This window comes from Bacillus sp. AFS002410, assembly GCF_002556365.1.
GTDB lineage: Bacteria > Bacillota > Bacilli > Bacillales > Bacillaceae_G > Gottfriedia.
Genome location: NZ_NUEU01000092.1, coordinates 1 through 22,965 on the forward strand (window position 1 = coordinate 1; position 22,965 = coordinate 22,965).

General features: G+C 32.3%; 17 protein-coding genes. 1 reads left to right on the forward strand and 16 read right to left on the reverse strand.

Annotation, left to right across the window (positions count from 1 at the left end; translation table 11 throughout):
- Window positions 1-191: 191 nt before the first annotated feature.
- A complete protein-coding gene (locus tag CN692_RS22800; protein WP_098121419.1) occupies window positions 192-404 on the forward strand; it encodes a hypothetical protein in 213 nt (70 codons plus the stop codon).
- Window positions 405-710: 306 nt separating this feature from the next.
- Here the strand turns inward: CN692_RS22800 and CN692_RS22805 are convergent, their stop codons facing one another.
- From CN692_RS22805 to CN692_RS22880, 16 genes are all read right to left on the reverse strand, one after another.
- Window positions 711-1,112: a CarD family transcriptional regulator gene (locus CN692_RS22805; RefSeq protein WP_179865618.1), complete on the reverse strand. Its 402-nt coding sequence runs from the start codon at window positions 1,110-1,112 to the stop codon at window positions 711-713.
- Window positions 1,113-1,749: 637 nt separating this feature from the next.
- Window positions 1,750-2,886, reverse strand: coding sequence for a tyrosine recombinase XerS (gene xerS, locus CN692_RS22810; RefSeq protein ID WP_179865619.1), 1,137 nt, complete (start codon window positions 2,884-2,886; stop codon window positions 1,750-1,752).
- A gap of 81 nt (window positions 2,887-2,967) precedes the next feature.
- Entirely contained in the window at window positions 2,968-3,384 is a 417-nt protein-coding gene (gene hepT / locus CN692_RS22815; protein ID WP_098121421.1) for a type VII toxin-antitoxin system HepT family RNase toxin, read from the reverse strand.
- Entirely contained in the window at window positions 3,377-3,781 is a 405-nt protein-coding gene (mntA, locus tag CN692_RS22820; protein WP_098121422.1) for a type VII toxin-antitoxin system MntA family adenylyltransferase antitoxin, read from the reverse strand. The genes hepT and mntA overlap by 8 nt, the downstream gene beginning before the upstream one ends.
- A 174-nt stretch (window positions 3,782-3,955) precedes the next feature.
- On the reverse strand, window positions 3,956-5,506 hold the full coding sequence (locus tag CN692_RS22825) for a hypothetical protein (protein ID WP_098121423.1): 1,551 nt from the start codon (window positions 5,504-5,506) through the stop codon (window positions 3,956-3,958).
- A 390-nt stretch (window positions 5,507-5,896) separates the two neighbouring features.
- Window positions 5,897-6,214: a hypothetical protein gene (locus CN692_RS22830; RefSeq protein ID WP_098121424.1), complete on the reverse strand. Its 318-nt coding sequence runs from the start codon at window positions 6,212-6,214 to the stop codon at window positions 5,897-5,899.
- Window positions 6,214-7,092 carry a ParM/StbA family protein gene (locus tag CN692_RS22835; RefSeq protein ID WP_098121425.1) on the reverse strand — a complete coding sequence of 293 codons (879 nt, stop codon included), beginning with the start codon at window positions 7,090-7,092 and terminating at the stop codon, window positions 6,214-6,216. The genes CN692_RS22830 and CN692_RS22835 overlap by 1 nt, the downstream gene beginning before the upstream one ends.
- 1 nt (window position 7,093) lies before the next feature.
- Complete coding sequence (locus tag CN692_RS22840) at window positions 7,094-7,675, reverse strand: hypothetical protein (RefSeq protein WP_098121426.1); 582 nt, start codon at window positions 7,673-7,675, stop codon at window positions 7,094-7,096.
- A complete protein-coding gene (locus tag CN692_RS22845) occupies window positions 7,676-8,044 on the reverse strand; it encodes a hypothetical protein (protein WP_098121427.1) in 369 nt (122 codons plus the stop codon). It lies immediately after the preceding gene.
- Window positions 8,045-8,295: 251 nt separating this feature from the next.
- Complete coding sequence (locus CN692_RS22850; RefSeq protein ID WP_098121428.1) at window positions 8,296-8,694, reverse strand: helix-turn-helix domain-containing protein; 399 nt, start codon at window positions 8,692-8,694, stop codon at window positions 8,296-8,298.
- A gap of 648 nt (window positions 8,695-9,342) precedes the next feature.
- Entirely contained in the window at window positions 9,343-9,642 is a 300-nt protein-coding gene (locus tag CN692_RS22855; protein ID WP_142317379.1) for a hypothetical protein, read from the reverse strand.
- Window positions 9,643-9,969: 327 nt separating this feature from the next.
- Complete coding sequence (locus CN692_RS22860; protein ID WP_179865620.1) at window positions 9,970-10,344, reverse strand: Ger(x)C family spore germination C-terminal domain-containing protein; 375 nt, start codon at window positions 10,342-10,344, stop codon at window positions 9,970-9,972.
- Between the two features lie 224 nt (window positions 10,345-10,568).
- Window positions 10,569-11,807, reverse strand: a complete 1,239-nt coding sequence (locus CN692_RS22865) for a helix-turn-helix domain-containing protein (protein WP_098121431.1) — start codon at window positions 11,805-11,807, stop codon at window positions 10,569-10,571.
- A gap of 495 nt (window positions 11,808-12,302) precedes the next feature.
- Window positions 12,303-16,463 carry a S8 family serine peptidase gene (locus CN692_RS22870; RefSeq protein ID WP_179874526.1) on the reverse strand — a complete coding sequence of 1,387 codons (4,161 nt, stop codon included), beginning with the start codon at window positions 16,461-16,463 and terminating at the stop codon, window positions 12,303-12,305.
- 386 nt (window positions 16,464-16,849) lie between these two features.
- Complete coding sequence (locus tag CN692_RS22875; RefSeq protein ID WP_098121433.1) at window positions 16,850-18,088, reverse strand: helix-turn-helix domain-containing protein; 1,239 nt, start codon at window positions 18,086-18,088, stop codon at window positions 16,850-16,852.
- 350 nt (window positions 18,089-18,438) lie between these two features.
- Window positions 18,439-22,608, reverse strand: coding sequence for a S8 family serine peptidase (locus CN692_RS22880; RefSeq protein WP_179865622.1), 4,170 nt, complete (start codon window positions 22,606-22,608; stop codon window positions 18,439-18,441).
- Between the last annotated feature and the right edge of the window lie 357 nt (window positions 22,609-22,965).

Genomic DNA, 22,965 nt, shown 5'->3' on the forward strand with positions numbered 1-22,965 from the left:
AATTCACGAAAATTATTTGAGTTCATTATTATTCCCCCTACTATGTGTATTGACAATGTATGAGATTTTTTGACGTTATATACTATGAGATTAAATTAATAATCCTACAAAAAAATTTGTAATTTAATTGAATTTACAGGACAAAACCTCTTTTGTGTCGAATTAATCTAATTTAGAAGGGGGATGGGAAAATGAGTAAAAAGAATCTATTAAAGAACCTTCGACTTGCAACAAGAGGAAACTTCTTTTTAATCACCATTAAAAATTCATTGGAATATGATACAAAAATGATTGAAAAACTGGCTAAGGAACTAGAACTAGATGGATTAATCAAACTAAAAGAGTGCACACAGCTAGAAGATTCACTCTTTTTAAGCGGAATACTTAAATATGCATCCAATTAAATTGGATGCTTTTTCGTCGTTGAACAAATTGAATATTAAATAGATACAAATGATTCAAAAAAAAGACCTCTTTCTTTTTATAAACGTAAAGTCCTTTTTAAAATGTCGATCTAAGTAGTCTTCAGTTATTCGATAAAAATATTGGCCCACATTAAAAGCAGCTCTTCAATTAAAAATTTATTTTCATGGGTACCTTACTGTATAATGAAATTTCTGCTAATTACGGAAGAACTCAATACAATATATTTGGTGTATTATTTCATCATTTGATTAATTATATTTAATGTAAGATTAAATGATAATTTTTTACCCGAACAATAGTTCTTTGGCTTGAATTTCTGTAATCCCTTTAACTAATCCAAGTTCCCTTATAAATATTTTACTTGCGTTACCTAACAACTGTTTTTCACTTGAATTAAGAGATTTTTCTTTATCTATACTCATTAAATCACGAACTACTTCTGCGCATTTTTCAATATTACCTGTTTTCATTTTCTCAGTATTTAGCTTAAATCTTTGTTTGTATGAAAGTGAACGATCAGATTCTCCATTGTGGAAATTTTTTAATATGTTGTCAAGAGTATATGAATCAATGACCCTTCGAATTCTTGAATTATCCATTTTCGAAATTGGAATCATTACTTCCATCTTTTTAATTAGTAATCTTATAACAAAATACTGCAGTATTTCGCCTTGAACTTCTTTCAAAGAAGACGTATTCTATCCTAAATAAAATGAAGAAACAAATATCTATTAAATTTCATCTGAAGAAGACAGATTGGATTAAGTTACTTAACTATTATGATAGATCAAAATATACCTTATCCAACTAACGCATTGCATTAGTTGTTTAAGTTCAAGAGTCGCAGGGATATATAGGTTAAAAATCATTTGAAAGGATATTAATTTAAAATGAAAGGAAATGCACCTTTTTTTATTCTAATGTTCCTAATTGCGATATAGTTTATATTCGTGAGAACTTGACAGGGGTAAGACCACATAGAAGTTCCTTTTTTTATTGCCGATAATCGTGTATATGTAAACTAGATATTCATATACAAAAACAACGATAACGACATGAAAGTTAAAACATATGTTAACAATAACAATGTTGTTAATGTTAAATTTTCTTTCTTGAAAAAAGACTTCGAAGAAAATAGTAAAAAAGGTTTCTATTTCTTTCTAAATGAAATCAGACTTAACTACTGAAATAGTTAAAAATCTAGTACATTAGGAAAAAGTGGAGAAATCTAAACTGATTAATTTAGCAATTATAAAATTATTAGAATTCTTCGGGGTTATTGAAAAAACAATCATCACTTAACAGTTTTATACTCCAAAACTATTAATCTTCAAGTTTATCCATGTTCTCCAAGTTTTTATGCTGTTTATCCTTTCCAACATGTGTATAACTTGAGGTGATTTCACTTGATGTATGTCCTAGTTGCGTTTGTAGACCAATTAAATCTTTATTTGCAGTCCAATGCTTGGTAGCGAACGTATGACGTAATTTATGTGGAGTTAATCGTTTATTTACATTAAATGCTTTCGAATATTTTTCTACTAAATCTTGAATAGAACGTATAGAAAGAGGAGAGTAACTTCCTTTATATCTAGTGAAAAATACATGTTTTTCATCGGTAGCACATCCATAATTTTCTGTTCTTGTATGTAAGTATTCTTTTAATTCATCCATGGCTCTTGGACTTACAGTAACATAAACTTTTCCTGATTGCCCCTTACGATAAACCCCTAACAAATTTTCCTCAAAATTTATATCTTCTAATTGTAAAAATGTTAATTCAGACAAGCGTAAACCACTGCCTAAAAAGAGGGATAGGATCGCTAAATCTCTATTTTTATCTCTTAAGAAAAATCTTAATTGAACAGGGGAGAGGGACTTTTCATATTCAGCAGCAACAAAATCCAAAAATCGTAAATCCTCATTACCTTTATAAATTTTCTGTTCAAATGAATCCGCACGTTTTGCAGGATCTGAACTTACTTTAGTTGTTTCAATTTTGGCAAAAACATTACGATAAAAATAAGGTTCTTTAGTAACGGGATCTTCTGATTTTTGGGTTAAATAATTAAATAAACTCTTTAAAGCACTGATTCTACGATTTACAGTTCTTTTTTCATATTTACCATCTAAGTAACCTTGAAACTCTTCAGCTTCTTCTAATGGTAAATCTGAAAGAACTGAAATTGGGATATCAATAGGAGATATGCTATCTATATTAAGATGTTCTAATACCCAATTATTATCGGCTAAAAACTTAAAAAACAGTTTATAATCATTTGCATAATTAAATAGAGTAGTAGCTGAACGTTTACGGTTCTTCTGAAAATACTTAAACACATACGGTGGAAGGGAAGGGAGCAATACCTTTAGTTGATGTAGATGTTTTTCTTGTTGTAAATTCTTCGTTTTAATTTCAAATTGCTCTATATCCTTAAGTGTTTTCGTTGTATGGCTCATAATATCATTCCTCATTACGTATTTCGACAAAGTTCGCATATAATCCAATTTATACGCAGACTAGTTAACATAACTAAATTATTAAAAAGTATCAGCAATTTTTATAATATGCCGTGTAAATTTTTTAAAATCTCCAAGATGATTCTCAATAATTTTTTCTACGATATCAAGGTTTACACTTTGATAATCATGCACAGCAATATTTCGAAAACCTACCATGGCTTTTAATTTCATAGATAGTTCAGAGTCGAGAAGGGAATTTGCTACTAATAAATCAAACGCATCTCGGCTTGTTTGCGGAATTCCTAACTTTCTAATCGCGACTAAGTGCATAGCTAAATCGATACACGCTTCACAAGCTCTTTGTATGTTTAGAATAATTGAATCTTGTTTAGTATAATCATGAAGATTAGACGAATTGTTATCAAATACTTCATTGATTCTTGAGATACAACGTTCTATTGTGGAAATTTTATTTAATATTACTTGATTATTCATAAATAGAACCTCTTTTTTTAATATGATCTAGTATTTCTTTCCGTTCTTCATTTAATTTTGCATACATTTTTAGTATTTTTATTTCAAAATTTAGTCTCCGTTCATCGTCTGAACAATGTATTACTTTGCCATTGTGTATAATTTCGGCCTGGAATACGGTTGAAGCAATGTTTAAATCAATTAAATCGACGTTATTATTTAAAAGATTTGCAAGTTCTTGTGATAATAAAAATCGTTCATAATTACCTAAACTGATATCACTAAGATATGCTAAATCAAGGTCGCTATCTGATCGCAACCGATCCTGAGCTGCTGAACCAAACAAGATTATGACATACGGATCAATTTTTTTTATTAACACGTTTATTATTTCTTGTAGTTTTTCTTGAGGAATCATCCAGATTTACCTCCTAAAATATGTAAATTATATAAATCATTATACCACATTTCAAATACTTTAAAATACTTCGCATTTAACTTGAATTATATGCGAAGTTCATAATCAGAGTACTTTCTATCATGTATATATATTAAGAAAGCCAACCTTTTTAAGGATGGCTTAATAGTTTTATTAATCTTGTAGGATTACTTCAACAAAGATTTTTACCCATTCATCCGGATTTGAATTATTAATGTCAAGTTTCTTTATCTTTGCAACATAATCTTGACCAGAATTAATCATCTTGAAAATTTCACGAGAATAATACTTTGGAACAAATCCTAAGCACAAATTCATATCAAACATAACTTTAATTGCAAATTCATCGACTTCGTTTTCTAAATGATGAATTAAAGATACTATATCATTTTCACTTAAATTGTTTTTAATTTCTGGAAAATCGTATCTTCTAGCTGCTGCTAAATCAAAAGTAACTTGAAAACTCGTACCAGTTTTAAATTCAATCGCTTGGACAAATTCAAATGTATCAGTGCCTAATCGCCCACGAGTAGCTGCCAATTTCTCCATATCAGTAGAAGTACCATCTAAATTGTACTTCATTAATATTTCAGGATAATTAGGTCGTTTCTGATTAGGTAAACGTTGACGAATTCCTGGGAACAGTCCACCTACACTCTTATACGTTCCTTTTATATCTGGAAAACTTGGATAGTTTTGAAATCCATGCTTAAGTGCTTCATCTAAATCTGGATTTAAATAAGCAAATTCATATGCATCTTCTTCTATAAAATAGTTTAAGGTTCCTACGACAAAGCGCTTTCGTGTATCAGGATCCTTCCATATTAATAAAAGTTTATTAATATCGTTATTCATATTCTCACCTATATTGATTATTATGTTTCTTCTAAGCTTAATAAAATTTATCACAACTGTCTTATGCTTATCTGTTAATAAAGTTTCAGGTAACTGATTAACTATATATTCTATATCACGATCAGTTAAACCTTTAATTTTATGTATTAATTCTTGCATTTTCTGAGGGTATTTGTCTAGTAAATATTTGATTAAAGTGAAATGATTAGCGTTCTTTACAACAGACATTCCAACTTTTGCTTTTCCTTTATAAATGTACCTTAAAAGTTCTGCTTCAGAGTTGTAAAATTTCTCTACATCATCTGGTTCTAAATCTCTACAAAGACAGGCACTATTATCATACATTGAAGAAATTGATCGAGATCCATTCGTTTCATGACGTGTAATCCCCCAGTTATCTTGATGTCTATCTCCATTTGCAACTAAGGCATCAAACATTATTATCGAAAGAAAGTCCTCAACTAAATTGATTCCATTTAAAAATTTTTCAATATCTTCAATTTTATATATAATCTTTCCTTTATCATTATAAGAGTATGGAAGAAAATGACCACTATCATAATGAGAATAACCATTTTCTTTATCTACAAAAAAATAGCTTAAACATCCTAATTTCCCATCTCTAACTGCTAATTCAATCTCAGCATTAGGTAAATTTAGTTTACAAGCTAACTCATAACATATCTTTTCTGCCCAATGCTCACCTCTATCTTCCCTAGGGATTTTGAACATCACCCATCGACCATTCTCTGGATGTTTTATCCACGCTTTATCTCGTTCTCCTATGTACGCTGGAGCTTCATCTCCTAGTAATTCCCAAGAACTTACATCAATAATCGGATAAGCCATTTTATCACCTTCATTGTTATTGATTTTATTATATTTTTTTAATCTTAGTATATACTAAATAAATTTAGTCATCTATTAATATTGTTTTCTTCAACACTTATATAATCAAAAAAGAGAGCAATTAATTAGTGCTCCCTACTTCATTTATTTCCAGTTAATACTTCTTTGTAGTTAATTTAAATTATATGCGAAGTTGTTTTTATTTGATTTAGTATAGTTTTCCAATTTATACGTGGATGGTATCCCTTTGTCAAGGAATGCTAAAAAATTATATTTCTGTTTATAAATAGAATTAAATTGCTCTTTATAATACCACCACCTAAAGAATAATAGATTAGGTGGTAGTATAGGTGTAGTTATTTTATAATTAATCATCTTCTTTTATTTTTATTAATAGTAGAAATCGTCCATTGATCCAGCTACTTCTTGCAAACCTTCTTCATAAACGATCTCTAATCCCTCTGGAATTGTATCAAATCGCAATTCATTGTTTTGATCATAAATCTCAATATCTTCTATTTTATTCTGCTCTGAAAAAAATTGTTTATGATTCATTCTCCACGCATTTAATAACAATTCTCTACCTGCAGCACTATTACTGGTCGCCTGAGTGATATACTCATGGATCTCCTTATCTTCTTTGTTCGAAATAAACAATGTAATCTGAACTCTTGCCGTTTCCTGTTTTTTTCTCCCACGTTTGCCCATTATACTTGCACCAAATCACTAAATTTCTTCATTGCCAAATTGTACATTCCGACGACATTGCTAAAAATTGGCAGTGCAAACTTAATGCCATCAGGTGTCCATATCTGTGGTGTAATGATCTCTGTGTTTGTATAGTGATTTTTAATAAAAGGTGCAATTATTTCAGCTGGACCTCCAACTACTTTTACATTATCATCTTTTTTCCATTTTTTTGAAGTATCACCAATAATACCTCTTGCTATTGCAAACGGGCTCGCTTCACCATACTTACTGGTCAACATTCCATAGTCTGTTGTAAAACTTTCTATATCGATAATTCTCCCTCTAAGAATACTGATTAAATTCACTGTTCCGCTTCCGACATCAATGATTCGAACTAATTCAGTCGTGTAAGGTACTGAATGAAATGCTGCAGCGCCTTCAGCCGCAACAATCACATCTTTAATGACGAACTTCTTCAATTGACCATTCACTTTTATTTCATGCGTTCTGATTAAAGAGCTTTTTATATCCAGTGCTACTTCTTTCGTTAATGAATCATATGGATTTCCCACAGCAAGATACACGTCTTTTTCGTTCGTATTACGGTGTAACGCTAAAAGTATCCTCATTGTTGCTTCAAAATGATTTTTAGAAGCTCCGTACATTCCACTCCCAAACTCAGACTCTATTTTTGCTAATGTTCCACCAAACCCTTTCATCCCTTGGTATTCCCACTCCATGTCATCCGGTCCGTGTTGTTCTTGTTGTGGTCTTTTATGCCAGTCGGCTATTGCTGAACAAAATTTATCTAGTTTACTTCCAATACAAACCTTCACTTCATTATTACCAGCATCAATCGCAATAATTTGATTTAAAGTGTTATTAGGTGTCGTCATTTTAACACTCCTCCTGTGGATCTAACTTATAAATCAATTCTTTCAATACTTTACCCAATCCAGATTGTTGAATATCAATCACAAATGCAGATATTAAGTAGCCTATTAGTTTCTCTACTGTATATTCATGTTCATGTATTGTCTCTAAGTCAGACAATGTAACTTCTAAACGATAAATATCATCATATTTAAACACGATTCTAGTAGTCTGTAAGTTAGAAAAGTAGGAATCTGGTAAACTATGAATCTTTGAAACTTCATTTTCATTAATCCCAGAAATTTCAACTGAATGATCCATATTTAAAATTCTTCGATAGATTTCTTTTTTGTTTGCTGTTGTCGTGATTTCTTCAATAAAATCTTGAACTAGAAATTCGATTAGTTTATTGATAAACAGTATTGCCCCAGTTTTCTGCCTGAAGTCTCTACAGATTGATGTTAAACGAGTAATGTGGACAGATGGTATTTCAATGTTAAGGGGAACACCGAGTAATTTATTCATGCCTCTGAAAAATGATTTTCCTTTTCGGTTACAATGGTCATAATATAATAAATCAGCTTCGCTATAAGACTTTGATAACATTTAAACACCCCTTATATGCAAAATATTATTAAAAATATTGGTAGCTGCCTTTCGTTTGTTCATCATCCACTCTCCGGCATATCTACCTAATGTCTTATTATCTTGTTTGCTTAGTTTCACATGAACCATGTAATCAGTTACTGAGTATCTAAATTGCTGATAATCATACCCTCTTCTAAACATGACATAAAATGCATTTGAGACAAGCTCAGTCATACTGATATCTAATGCACTTGCTTTTTTAAATAAGTAATTGTAAGTTGTTTCTGAAACATAAATTTTTACATCCGTTTTTTTATCAGAACGAGTTTTCTTATTGGATCTTCTTTTCTTATAGTTTTCATGATTGAAAATCGGATTAAGATTCATCCCCTCTCTCCTTCCTACTAATCTTTTAAAAATTTGCTCATATCCTTAGGTCGGTCGGTTTATTTCTCTAAGTGCACCTCTCCCCTACTAAATTCTGAGTAATTTTAAGTAATAGTAAGTAATTGTGAGTAAATATAAGTAATTCTTACTCTTTGCTAAAATGTATTAGCTGTGGGACTTGTCTTATTCAGATTTTTAAACTTTTTATTAAAAAAAGTTCAGAAAGATAAATTTATGCAATAAAAAAACACTTACTTGACCTTAACATCAAGTAAGTGCTGTATAGGTGGTTGCCCTAGTGCTATCCATAACCGAATGAAATTTTCAAGACTAGGTACGCTACCTCCATTTAATAATACAGAAAGCGTACTTTTGGGAATTCCAGAGTGAACCGATATTTCTTTCTGACTTTTCTCTTGTTTTTTTATTATGTTAATGTATTTTGACTCTATTACTAAATCATCCGTTTTAATTAATGGAGACGTCTCAACTGCTGTCCATTGTAGGTACATTTTTAATGCTCCAATTATCACATCATCAATTGTTGCTTCATATTTTTCACCAATTAAATCATTTTTCAAATTATAATATCCTAAATGTTTGTTAAACTCTTTTACCATATCGTCAGGAATATTAATTGTAATCTCCATGAATATTAGACTCCTTTCTTGTGAAGAATGATATTAAAAAGAGGATGATACATAATGAAAGAAAAGGACATAGAAAAACGTATAAGAGAAACAATTGAACAGGGCAGAAAAAAGTAAATATTATAAAATGTACCGAATGAATTGATATACTTTAATATCTATTCACTCAGTACGTTTTTTATTTTACCTTCAGGAGAAACATTCTTATAGTTATCGTTCATTATGTTATTTCGAATGCTTATTTCATTTTCATTTTATTGATTTTATTTTACTTAAAAACAAGCTAATTGCAAAGAACGCGATTGCTCTCCATTTAGTAAAACCATTATTACTTTTTATGTGAATTATATCATTTTATCCCTCTAGTAATCCCTTATTTTCATGCAATAAATCCCAACTAAGATTACATCTGTTGTCAAAAGCAGGTTTTCGAACAAGTATGAAAACATCGGATTAATCAAGTTCTTTTCCAGAATCTCCAGCTTTTAATCCAACGTTTGTTTAATAATGCCTTCACTCTACTTCAGAACCACTTCTTATGCTAATATGAAAAAAATTCGCCTCATTTAGCAGCATTTATAATAGCTCTCGTTTAATTACCATTTGGCTAAGTAACATACAGTCGTATAACTAAGGACTTTTACATACTTAAGGTAATTTACTCATGTTTTCCGTGTGGAACATCTTTTTATACATTTTTTCATGCTCGACAGTCGCATAAGCTCTATATTCCCAATAGATGAGAAGGCATTGTTTGAATCGGTCTGAAATTCCGATTTTATTTGCAGCATACGCTACATCCAACACCTCATGAAGTCCTTCTGAAAATTGCTTACTTACGATAAGATACTTAGCATAAGCATAGCGAAAACGCAGGTACATCTCCTGCTGATACGGATGTTTACTTGCAGCCCAAACTTGGATATTTTGCTGAAATTTTTCCAGCAATCGCTCAACATCCTCTAGTCGATTGCAACTCCACATAAGCCTCCAACATTCGTGGAAAGCCGGCAAACATATTAGCCCTGCCTTCTAACAAACTTAAATACTCATCGACATATTCGTAATGACCAAAATCTAAAAAAGCACAAAATCGATTTCCAATAGCTATTTCCGCGTAAGTTTTACATATCGTGTTCAACTTGTTCTTAACACATCACGTGGATTTTACTTGTAGCTTTACTTGCGGTGTTGAAGTTACATTGTCTGATCTAGAGCTCATACATGAACATGATTATACAGTGGAGAAACTTATAGGTTATCTGGTATTTATCATTAAAACACTGAGCCAGTTTTTTCAATGTTCACTTTAACCATTATGTCAAATTGAACATTTCTATATTCTTTTTCCCAATCAATTTTTTTCCAAATTTCCGGATAATAAATTGATAGTTTTCTTCCAATTCCTAATGAATCGCAATTAGCTTTCAAAAGGGAGTTAATTACAAATTCTAATTGTTTAGCTAGTACGGTAGAAAGTTCATTACTAGCCATCTGACTCATTTTTTCTAATCGATTCATTAAGAGTAATAATAAACTACTCTTTTCTTCTGATAAACTAATTCCGGTATACTTATCACCATTAAATAATTTTACTCCACCAATAATTAATTTATTTTTATTATCAGTAGCGACGTAAGGTGTAGTCATACTAACCATCTTAGAAAAAGTAATGAACTTTTCAATAAATAATAATGATTTTGAAATATTCTTAGAGCTATTTTTGGGTGTTATTTTCATATTATTTGTTTCTAAAGGTTTTGGGAAAAATTTTATAAAAATTGATTTTAGTAGATCATGTAACTTACTTCTTTTTGGTCTGATAACTAAAAAAGACTCCAGACGAATCCGAAGCCATTACATTTTAATTCTAATTAACTTAGAATCCAAATATATTTTTCTTCTAATTCTTCACTTATATAATTTTGATACTGCCAGATTGCTAATAGGCATTTGTAAAACCGTTCGCGATTATCAGATTTTTTAGCTTTTAATGCCACGTTTAATAATTCATCTAATCCATCATTTATTTTGTCTGTTTCACATTTTAATAAGCCAAGCGCATAACTATAATCTAAATATAGTTGCTCTTTGAATAAATCGGTAGAGGTGCTCATTTCAACGATTTGATTATTGTACTTTACAATAAAGTTCACAGCATCTTCTAATCTACCTAATTTCACATAACTTTCTATGATTCTTGGAATACCAACATAAAATTCATCCTGATTACATAACCAATTGAAATATGAATCAACAACATATAAATTTCCAAAATCAATGTGAGCTACATAGCGATTGCCAATAGCAATATTTGCATAATAAGCATCTATTTTTTCATATTTTTCAATTAGATTTAAAATGTCTTCCAATTTACCACCTAATCTTGTTAATGCAAATGCTTGATACATTAATGCACGTCCTACATGGTCCTTATTTTCCGTCATTTTTTCTAATCGTTTCGCATAACGTAAAACTTCATCCCATTGTTTTAACATATAATAAGTTGCCGTAATCCATAAAATAGTTAGTTCTTGAAATTCAGTCGGCATATAGGATAAATACTCAATAATTCGAACTAAAACTAAACTTCCTTCACTCGTTAAACGAGTCATATAAAACTTTCGAAAATAACTAATTGCAACTTCTTCTGTTGCTGAATTGGGCATATGTTCAATAATTAGTTCGTATAAAGGTAATGCTTCTTTTTCATTCCCTTCTAAAAAAAGCTGCTCAGATATATAAAATAAATTTTTAAAATAGTTAGAACGAATTGCATTAGACTTCTCTTCAATCATGACAGATAAGATAAAAGATACCTCAGAATTAAAACCATTTTTGATGCATTCGTAAATAAATGCTTTACTCCTTCTTTTATCTAAACGATTTCTCTCATTAAAACATAATCTCACATAGTCTTTATAAAATGCTCCTTTAGGTAGTTGAAATGCCTTCGTTACGGCATCCAAAGTATATATAGATATTGTTTTTTTATTATTAAATATTCTACTCAAATCGCTATAATGGATTTTTGATTTCATTGCTAGATCTTTAAGAGTCCATTTATTTTTCTTCATCAGCTTGTAAAACTCACAAAGTAAAAAATCATTCATTTTGCACTCCACCACCAAATTGATTAATCTCTTATGTTAATTCCAAAAAGAATACATTTGTGTATGAAAGAAAAACTATCTATGTTTCCAATTAAGCTATTCCTTTTTGTTAGTTTCATTATATGGAATATTGATGTAATTGAGATTTTAACAAAAACTATCATTCCAACTTTTTTATTTAATTAAAGTGCTATTTAATAGTGAAATCATAATATTTCATTATGCTATATAGAATTTAATTATTGGAAATTACGAAGCTTTGAAACTTTTCAAAAATCAAATATTTTTTAAGATACAAATTTTCCTTGTTTGTTAGTACTATTAACAACAGTTTCTATCGTAAAGTTTCATTTAAGTTGATTCTGTCTCCCCTGTTTTTTCAATACTCGTATGTTGTTTCCATCGAATCACTGTTGTTATCGACATAATCCTAACCGAAAAAAAAAGACCCCGGTTAATCCCGGAGCCCTTAAACTCTAAACATTTAATATGTTATTATTTAACACCTAATGAACTCTTAACACTTTCTAATGTTTGTGATTTGTATTTCTTTTTTGGTGCTGGAGCATAGTTAATCGTTGGATTTTGCATTAAGTAGTTTTTCTCTACAAATGCCAAATCTTTTTCATCAACTACACCATCAAAATTAATATCTGCATCACGTTTATTTGTATCCCAATAAGTTTGTAAATATATTGCATCCATTACGTCAATGACATCATCTTTGTTTACATCTCCAGCAATCGCAGTATTTAAATTCAACTTATAATGTTGATACGTCACTTTTCCATCTTCACTATGGAATCCGATTGTAAAGTCTTTGTGTTCTGTGAAATATCCAGGAATATTTACTTCAAGTTTAAATGAATCATCTGTTAATGGTAAATTTGGTACATTATATGTACCACTAGAAGCAATAACCCCTTCGTAAACTTTACCGTTTGCAGCTGTCGCTTTAACTTTTGCTCCTATTTTAGAGTAGTCAATTGAACCCCTTAAACCTCCATCAGGAGCTAAGAATGATTCTGACAACAGAGAGCCATCAAGTAAAGAATTCGTTGGTTCCAAATAATATATCGATGGATTTCCGCTAGGAACGGTATTTGTCGTATTATTACTATCTGTAACTGTGGTATCCATATACGCTTGCCAGATTGTAGCAGCCGCAGAATATTCATTCCCCATTTTAAATTCCACATCCGCAAGGTTTAAATCACCAGATAAAGGAGTAACTCCATCTTTTGTTGTTACTGTTACTGTCGCTTTATAAGTAGTACCAGAAACTTTTGTTTCATTCACACTTACATCAACTTTGTCAGCTACACTTGGATCTGGTTTTACATTCATAGTTGCCATACCTTGATTGTAATAAAACGCATAAACAACTTGTTTTATTCTATTTGCATGATTTAACATTAAAGTAGCATTCGCTGTTTCTCCCATTTTTGCCGTACGTTTTTCAGGGTTCATATAGCCATACGTCACGTCATCACGCGTAACAAAAATATCTCTACCTTCTTTAAATGTTTTGTTTGATGCCGCATCCATTGCATAGAACACTAATTCCATCGGTCTTGTTGAAACTGTTGGAATGGTTGCAGTAAATGACCCATCTGGATTTACAGGTACCGCTACGGCTCTTCCTCCTAAGTAATCTTGGTAATACACTGTTGTACTACCTTGATTAAAGTTCATACCAAGTTTTTTCATTTCTTCCGTTTCTTTATCGTAAACTGAACCAGTTATTGTCACACTTGTTTGACCATTTTTATATTCAACAACATCCGGACTGTTAATGGTCATTTTTGGTGCGTAATTATCAAAGTAGAACGGTGCTTCTTGAGTAAATGTTTTACCAGCGTCATTTTTGCCAACTAGCTTAATTTTATAATAACCTGGTTTTGCTAAATCAGAATCATACGCAAATGGGTGCTCATCATCACCAGTCGGTTTATAATAGTATCCATTAAAAACTCTCGCTGATAAATCAACATTTTCCTTCATTAGCAGGCCATCTAAAGTCCCCACGTATCCTAATTCTTCTCCAGTTTCCCCATCTTCTAAGATGACATCAATTGTGCTTAGATTTGATTTAAGACTAAATTTCGCGTTTGTATAAACTAATTGCCCTGGATACGCTGAATCAAAAACTTGCGTAAATGCTTGTGGACTCATCGTAACTGGGTTTATTCCATCTTCCACCGTTTTAATCCCAAACGGCACTTGGAATGTTTCTTCTGGATTAGCATGATTTGTATAAGTCACAAATCCTTCGTAAATGCCTAATTTTGCTGATTTTGGAACTGTAATTGCCACAGTTGATTTCTTTTTCGAATTTGCACCAACTTTAATTGACTTGTCCGTCACAACCATTACACCATTATCATCAGCATCTAATGAACCACGACGGTCTGCTTGAAAAGATACAGTCACATCATATGTTTTTGCTTGATTGCTATTGTTATAGATGTTCAGTGTACGTTGATCGCTAATATTTTTTCCTTCTGGAGCGTGTGAACCAAATGAAAGTGCACCAGTTAAATCTTTTACTGTTGATAAATTACCTTTTTTATCGTACGTACCTTTTGTCTCATCCACTACTTCAATTCTTGTTTTTGAATGGATTGCTTCATAAGGATCAACTTGTCCTGCACCAGATTCAAATACACTATAGTCTCCATTTAGTGGATCTGCAGTATTCATTAATGTTTCTTTAATTTGTGCTGGTGTTAAATTAGGATTTGCTTGTTTTAATAATGCTGCAACACCCGCTACGTTCGGTGATGCCATTGACGTACCTGATAAATTTTCATAAGCGTAGTCATATTTTCCAATTTGATCTGCACCATGCATATAAGACGGTACAGTTGAGAATACGGCAACACCTGGTGCTGTTACTTCAGGTTTAATATCATAATTTATACGAGAAGGTCCACGTGAGCTAAATGCCGCTAGCTTACTACCTTCATCCGTTACTTGTCCTATTTCATCAAATGAGAATGTTGAACTGCCCGTACCAAGTTTTGCTACTAACGCTGCTCCTTGTTCATATGACATAGAGAATGCAGGAATAAATCCGTAACCAGTTCCTAGGTATGATGGAACAAAACCTTCACCAGGTACATTATCAATCATAATAACTGCTACTGCACCATGTTTTGCTGCATTTTTTATTTTTTCATCAAGTGAAACTGATCCTCTATTTACTAATGCAATCTTTCCATTCACATCAATATTTTTGTAATCAGAATCTGCACCTACACTCGGAACTAAAACGATTGGCAGGTTTTTACCTTTTAAGCTTGCTACATTATCTTCTAAACCCTTACCAAATAATTTTAAATCAGCAGCTACACCTTCTGTTCCATGTAGAGTACCTTTTGATGTTTCAATCACAGTCTTTGTATCATTGGCACCAACTGTAATCGCCAACGCTGATGCTCCTGGAGATCCTAAAGTATCCATCCCACTACCTGAGTTACCTGCCGATACAACAGCCGTTACACCCGAAAGGACTGCATTATTTAACGCAAGACTCTCTACATTTTCTGGATCATTAACATTCGATCCAAGTGATAAATTGATAACATCCATTCCATCAGAGATCGCTTTATCAACACCACCTAAAACAGCTTCTGTTGAACCTGAACCAAATTTTCCTAATACACGATAAACATATAAATCTGCATCCGGTGCAACACCCGTTACTGCGTAATCTGTATTATTTTTTCCACGACCAGCGATAATTCCTGATACATGAGTTCCATGTTCTGTATAGAAAGTTGAACCTGTCAATGAGTCCTTTTCAGCTAAGCCAGATTTTTTCCAATCATCATATGTTGTTTCCATCGGATCTGCATCATTGTCGACAAAGTCCCAACCTTTTACTGAACTCGGACTGATCGTCTTTGGATCAACACCTGTTTGAGCACGATACCCTTTATATGCATCTGTTAAGTCCGGGTGATTATAATCAATTCCTGTATCAATAACCCCAACTTTAACGCCTTTTCCTGTAAATCCTTCAGCATGTAATTTACTAACGCCAGGGAATACTTCTGATTCCATCTTCTGAGTTGAATCTCCAGTACTTTGAGCTACTTTTTCTGGTTCTACTTGAATCACATTGTTCGGCCATACTGCTTTAACAGCTTTTGAATTCAATAATGCCTTCACTTTGTTCGCAGGTAGATCAATCGCAACACCATTTAACGTATTTTTGTATGTTCGTTTAATTTTATAAAGATTCTTATTTGTCTTTAGATCATCGCTAAAAATGGTTTGTAAATCTGATTTAAATGTTTCTTGCGCATCATCTGCTTTTTGTTTTGCATCACCAAGCGATAAACTTTTACCATTGGCAGCTTCTTCCAAAACGGCTACTTTTGCAGGCTGGTCTCTTAATTCAACAATAACTGATAGATTTTTAGAGCTTCCTAAATCGACTGATGAAGGTAACTGTAAACCTTCTTGACTAGTAACCTCTAATTTCTTTAAAGCTTGTCTTTGTTCAGGTGTAAGCTTTGATAATACTTCTTCAATTGATGATTGTGCTGCAGCCTTAACGAGTGGCTGATGGTGTGTTATTGGAAATGCATTGAATAATACACCAGTACTTAGTGTTAAAACTGCAGTACTTTTGATAAGTCGCTTCATGCTTGTATTCTCCCCCATTTATTATCTTTTCTTTCTATTCCGATTATACGGAAAGTTTATATTTTTTACGTTTTGATAAAAACTATCAACTTCATTATTTTTGTAGACAAATTACGACAAAAAACGACTTTTGTATTCTCTTTTAATTTTGATTTTAATCTATTTTTCCTTCTAACGCTTTACGGTTCATGGGACTTAAAAGCTTCCTTTTTATTATTCACTACCTTACAAGTGCTCCTTAAATAGTTAGCCACCAACTTCAGTTTACAGAAAAATATAAATTTTACGTTTTTTTTAAAATGTCAATTTGCATAAAAAGATTCCAATTTGGTACGTGAGCCCGTTGAAATATATGAAAATTTGTTTAAATCATATAGTATTCCTATTTAACTTAGCGTTAAAATATATTTTTCTTCTAATTCATCATTTAAAAAGTTTCGATAATCCCAGATAGCTAGTAGACATTTTTGAAAATCCCCATAACTCTTATCGTTTTTCATTTCTAAAGCAACATTTAATAATGCATCTAATCCTTCATACAATTTATTTGTTTTACATTTTAACAATCCAAGTGCATAGCGATATTCTAAATATAGATGCTTCATATGTACGTTAGAAGTGTCACTCAATTCAGCGATTTGTTTACGATACTTTTCAATAAACATGTCTGCATCTTCGAATCTCCCTAATTTCACATAGCATTCTATGATCCTTGGAATTCCTACATGAACATCATCACGGTTACGAATCCAACTATAGTAGGAATCCACCACATGAATATTGCCAAAATCAATGAGTGCTACATATCGATTTCCGACAGCTAAATCTGCATAATAATCATTTATTTTTTCATATTTATCTATTAAAATTAAAACCTCTTCTAAACTCCCGCCTACTCTAGTTAATGCAAATGCTTGATACATCAGTGCACGACCTACATGATCTTTTATTTTTGCCATTTTTTCTAATCGCTTCGCGTATCCTAAAACCTCACCCCATTGTTTTAAGGTATAATATGTTGCCGTAATCCATAAGAAAGTTAGCTCTTGAAACTTCGCTGGCATATACGAAATATATTCTAATACACGTTCTAACGCTACATTCCCTTCACTTGTTAAACGAGCCAAATAAAATTTCCGAAAATTACTGATTGCAACTTCTTCAGTAATTGAATTAGTCATATGCTCAATAATGCACTCATATAAGGGTAATGCTTCTTTTTCCTTTCCTTCTAAAAAAAGCTTTTCTGCAATGAGAAATAAACCTTGAAAGTATTTTGTACGAATTACTACTGATTTTTCTTCAATTATAACTGACAAAATATAAGTTAACTCCGATTTAAAACCATTTTTAGCACATTCATAAATAAAAGCATCACTTCTTCTTTTATCTAAAATATTTCTTTGATTAAAGCATAGCTTTAAATAATCTTTATAAAAAAATCCTTTAGGTAGATAAAAAGCCTTTGTTATGGCATCCAAATAATGTAAAGATAGTACCTTTTTATTGTTAAATATCTTACTTAGATCGGTATAATTTATTTCTGATTTTATTGCTAGATCTTTTAGATTCCAATTCTTATCTTTCATCAACTTTGTAATTTTATAAAGCATAATCTCATTCATGTTGCACCTCATCACCAAGTTGGTTCCTATATTTTTTATTACCAAATAGGATAACTATCTTTCTTACCAAATATTATGTAGTTCCCTTTTTGATAGTTTTATTATATGGAATGTTGATGTAATTGGAATTTTGACAAAAAATATCATTCAAACTTTTTTATTTAATTGATGAATTATATTATAGTGAAATAATCATATTTTTCATTGTTATTAAGGGATTATAACCTTTGAAAAATAACTATTTATGGATTATGTAGGATAACTCCTTATTTTTTTATGCTAAAAAAAGGGATGCCCCAAATTTTTGGGGCACCCACATTAAAAATCTAAATATCATTTTTTTTCTTTTTTTATTTTACTCCTAAAGCGCTCTTAACGCTTTCTAAAGTTTGTGATTTATATTTCTTTTTAGGTGTTGGTGCATAGTTAATTGTTGGATTTTGCATTAGGTAGTTTTTCTCCACAAATGCCATATCTTTTTCATCAACTACACCATCAAAGTTAATATCTGCATCACGTTTATTTGTTCCCCAATAAGTTTGTAAGTAAAGTGCATCCATTACGTCAATGACATCATCTTTATTTACATCACCCGCATAAGCTGGTTTTAAATCATATAGATACAGGTTTTGATTTGTCACTTTTCCATCTTCATGGAATCCGATTGTAAAGTCTTTGTGAACTGTAAAATGGCCAGGAATGTTTAATTCAAGCTCATACTCATCATCTGTTAATGGTAAATTTGGTACTTGGAATGTACTTGAAGAATTGTTTAATCCTTCGTACACTGTACCGTTTGAACTTGTTGCTTTTATTTTAATTCCCATTTTCGAATAATCAATCGATCCAAGTGCCTCACCTGCTGGATTTAAGAATGCTTCTGCGTATTTAGAACCACGAAGTAATGAATAAGTTGGTTCCATTGAAAAAATAACCGGATTTCCACTTACAACATTTTGTGTTGTATTATTACTATCTGTTACTGCAACACTGTTCATTGACGCCGCGTTCATAACAGGATAAGCAGTATAGACATTACTCATTTTAAAAGCTAAATCTGCAAGTTTTAAATCTCCTGAGAGTGGCGTAATCCCATCTTTTGTCTTGATCGTAACAGTCGTCAGATAAGTCGTTACACCTGGAATAGCTGGATTATCTGTCACATTTATCTCTACTTTGTCTGCTACACTTGGATCTGGTGTAATATTCATTGATGCAACATCTGCAAAGTGAGAAAACTTATAAACTACTTGTTTGACATTACTTGCTTTCTTTAACATTAAAGTGGCATGCGCTGTTTCACCCATTTTTGCTGAATGTTTTTCGGGTTGCATATAACCATATGTAACATCATCACGTGTAACAAAAATGTCTCTACCACCTTTAAACGATCTATTTGTTGCTACATCAATCGCGTAGAAATTTAATTCCATTGCTCTTGATGCATTCGTTGGAATCGTCGCTGAAAATGACCCATCAGGATTTACAGGTACTGCCGTTGCTTTTCCTCCCAACATATCTTGGTAATACACTTTTGTACTTCCTTGGTTATAGTTCATGCCAAGCTTCTGCATTTCTTCTGTTTCTTTATCATAAACGGAACCTGTGATCGTTACGCTAGTTTGACCATTTTTATATTCAACAATTTCATTGCTGTTCACTGTTATTTTAGGATCCGAATTATCGAAATAAAATGGTGCTTCTTGTGAGAATGTTTTACCAGCATCATTTGTGCCAATAATTTTCACCTTATAGTATCCTGGTTTTGCTAAATCTGGGTTATACGCAAATGGTTCGTCATCATTACCCGTAGCTTTGTAATATCGGCCATTAAATATACTTTTAACAGTATATAGTTTGTTTTCATCCATTCCTAGTCCATCAAGCGTACCGACATAACCTAGCTCTTTACCTGTTTTTCCATCTTCTAGTATCACATCAAACGTACGCATGTGTGATTTAATACTAAAAGTTGCGTTAGTATACACCAATTGCCCTGCATAAGCATAATCAAATACTTGTGTAAATGCTTGTGGTGACAACGTAATTGGATTCATTCCTTCTTCTACAGTTTTAATCGCAAAAGGAACTTGGAATGTTTCCTCTGGATTAGCATGGTTTGTATACGTTACAAACCCTTCATATATGCCTAATTTTGCTGATTTTGGAACGGTAATTGCGACAGTTGATTTCTTTTTCGAATTCGCACCAACTTTAATCGACTTATCTGTCACAACCATTACGCCATTGTCGTCTGCATCTAATGATCCTCGACGATCTGCTTGATAAGTTACTTTTACATCATATGTTTTTGCTTGATTACTATTGTTAGAGATAGTTAGAGAACGTTGATCACTAATATTCTTTCCAGCAGGAGCGAATACACCAAATGCAAGTGCACCTGTTAAATCTTTTACCGATTTAAGATTGCCTTTTTTATCTAATGCTGCTTTTGTTTCATCCACTACTTCAATTCTTGTTTTTGAATGAATTGCTTTGTAAGGATCGACTTGTCCAGCACCTGTTTCAAATACACTATAATCTCCGTTTAATGCATCGGCTGTGTTCATTAGCGTTTCTTTTACTTGAGCAGGTGTTAAAGTTGGATTTGCTTGTAATAATAAGGCTGCAACACCAGCTACGTTCGGTGATGCCATCGATGTACCAGATAAATTATCGTATGCATAGTCATATTTACCAATTTGATCTGCACCATGCATATAGGGCGGAACAGTAGAGAATACTGCAACACCTGGTGCCGTTACTTCAGGTTTAATATCATATGTGATACGCGCTGGTCCTCGTGAACTGAATGACGCTAATTTATTTCCTTCATCCGTTACTTGCCCTACTTCATCAAACGAGAAGGTTGGCGTTGTCCCAAGTTTAGCTACAAGCGCAGCTCCTTGCTCATAAGACATTGAGAACGCAGGAATTAATCCATAGCTTGAGCCTAAGTACGATGGGATAAACCCTTCGCCTGGTACATTGTCCATCATAATGACTGCCGCTGCACCATGTTTTTTCGCAATTGTAATTTTATCTAAAAGTGCCACTGTTCCTCTATTAACTAATGCAATCTTTCCATTTACATCAATCTTAGCATAGTCAGCATCTGCTCCTACATTTGGTACTAAAACAATTGGTAGATTTTTACCTTTTAAACTATCTATATTATCATTAAAGTCTTTTCCTAATAATTTTAAGTCAGCTGCTACTTCTGAAGTTCCGTGTAATGTTCCTTTTGATGTTGCAATCACGGTTTTCGTATCATTAGCCCCAACTGTAATGGCTAATGCTGCGGCACCAGGAGCACCTAGACTATACATTCCGTCACCGGAATTCCCCGCCGATACAACGGCAGTCACACCAGAAAGGACTGCATTATTTACCGCAAGACTTTCAACATTTTCTGGATCATTCATATTAGCACCAAGCGATAGATTGATAACATCCATTCCATCAGATACCGCCTTATCAATTCCACCTAATACATTTTCTGTTGATCCAGAACCAAATTTTCCTAACACACGATAGACATACAAATCAGCATCCGGTGCAACACCAGTCACAGCATAGTCTGTATTATTTTTCCCACGGCCAGCGATAATTCCTGATACATGTGTTCCATGCTCCGTGTAGAAAGTTGAACCTGTTAGCGGATCCTTTTCAGCTAAACCTGATTTTTTCCAATCGTCATAAGTTGTTTCCATTGGATCTGCATCATTATCAACAAAATCCCACCCTTTTACAGAACTAGGACTAATGGATTTTGGATCGACACCAGGTTGCGCACGATATCCCTTATAAGCATCTGTTAAATCTGGATGATTATAATCGATCCCTGTATCAATGACTCCTACTTTAACCCCTTTTCCAGTAAATCCTTCTGCATGTAATTTACTAACACCAGGGAATACTTCTGTTTCCATTTTCTTAGTCGAATCTTGCACACCTTCTGTGGCTTTTGGTGGCTCAATTTTTATGACATTATTTGGCCATACAGCTTTAACAACCTTCGAATTTAATAGTGACTTAACTTTATTAGCTGGTAAGTCGACCGCAACACCATTTAACGTATTTTTGTATGTTCGTTTAATTTTATAAAGATTCTTATTTGTCTTTAGATCATCTTTAAAAATTGTTTGTAAGTCAGTTTTAAATGTTTCTTGAGCTGTATCTGCTTTTTGTTTTGCAGCTTCAAGAGATAAACTCTTACCATTGGCAGCTTCTTCTAAAACAGCTACTTTTGCAGGTCGGTCTTTAAATTCAACGATGACGGATAGATTTTTCGAACTCTGTAAATCGACTGAAGAAGGTAACTGTAACCCTTCCTGACTAGTAACCTCTAATTTTTTTAAAGCTTGACGCTGTTCAGGCGTAAGCTTTGAAAGCACATCTTCAATTGAAGATTGTGCTGCAGCCTTTACAATCGGCTGATGGTGCGTTACTGGAAATGCATTAAATAAAACACCAGTACTTAATGCCAAAACTGCAGTACTTTTAATTAACCGTTTCATTCTTTTCTCTCCCATTCAAATTTGGTTTCTGTCACTTATTTGATTATACCGAAAGTTTACAATATTTAGATTTTGACATTTTTAATCAATTTTTCTTTTTTCACTGATAATTTTCGACAAATCCAAAGTTATTTCTATTTTTCTTACATAAAGTTTATATTCTATATAATTAATTTCTTACTATTTCATATTTTTACATGAATCGGTCATCCAAGGTGTATTAACCTAACAAAGTTAATTAATTGTCGTTTTTAAGTAAATAGGAAGCGATCTAGTAATACTCTGTGTTACTTAGAGCCTATAGTTTTCTTTTCAATAAAAAAAGACTCCGGTTTAATTACTACCGGAGTCTTTTAA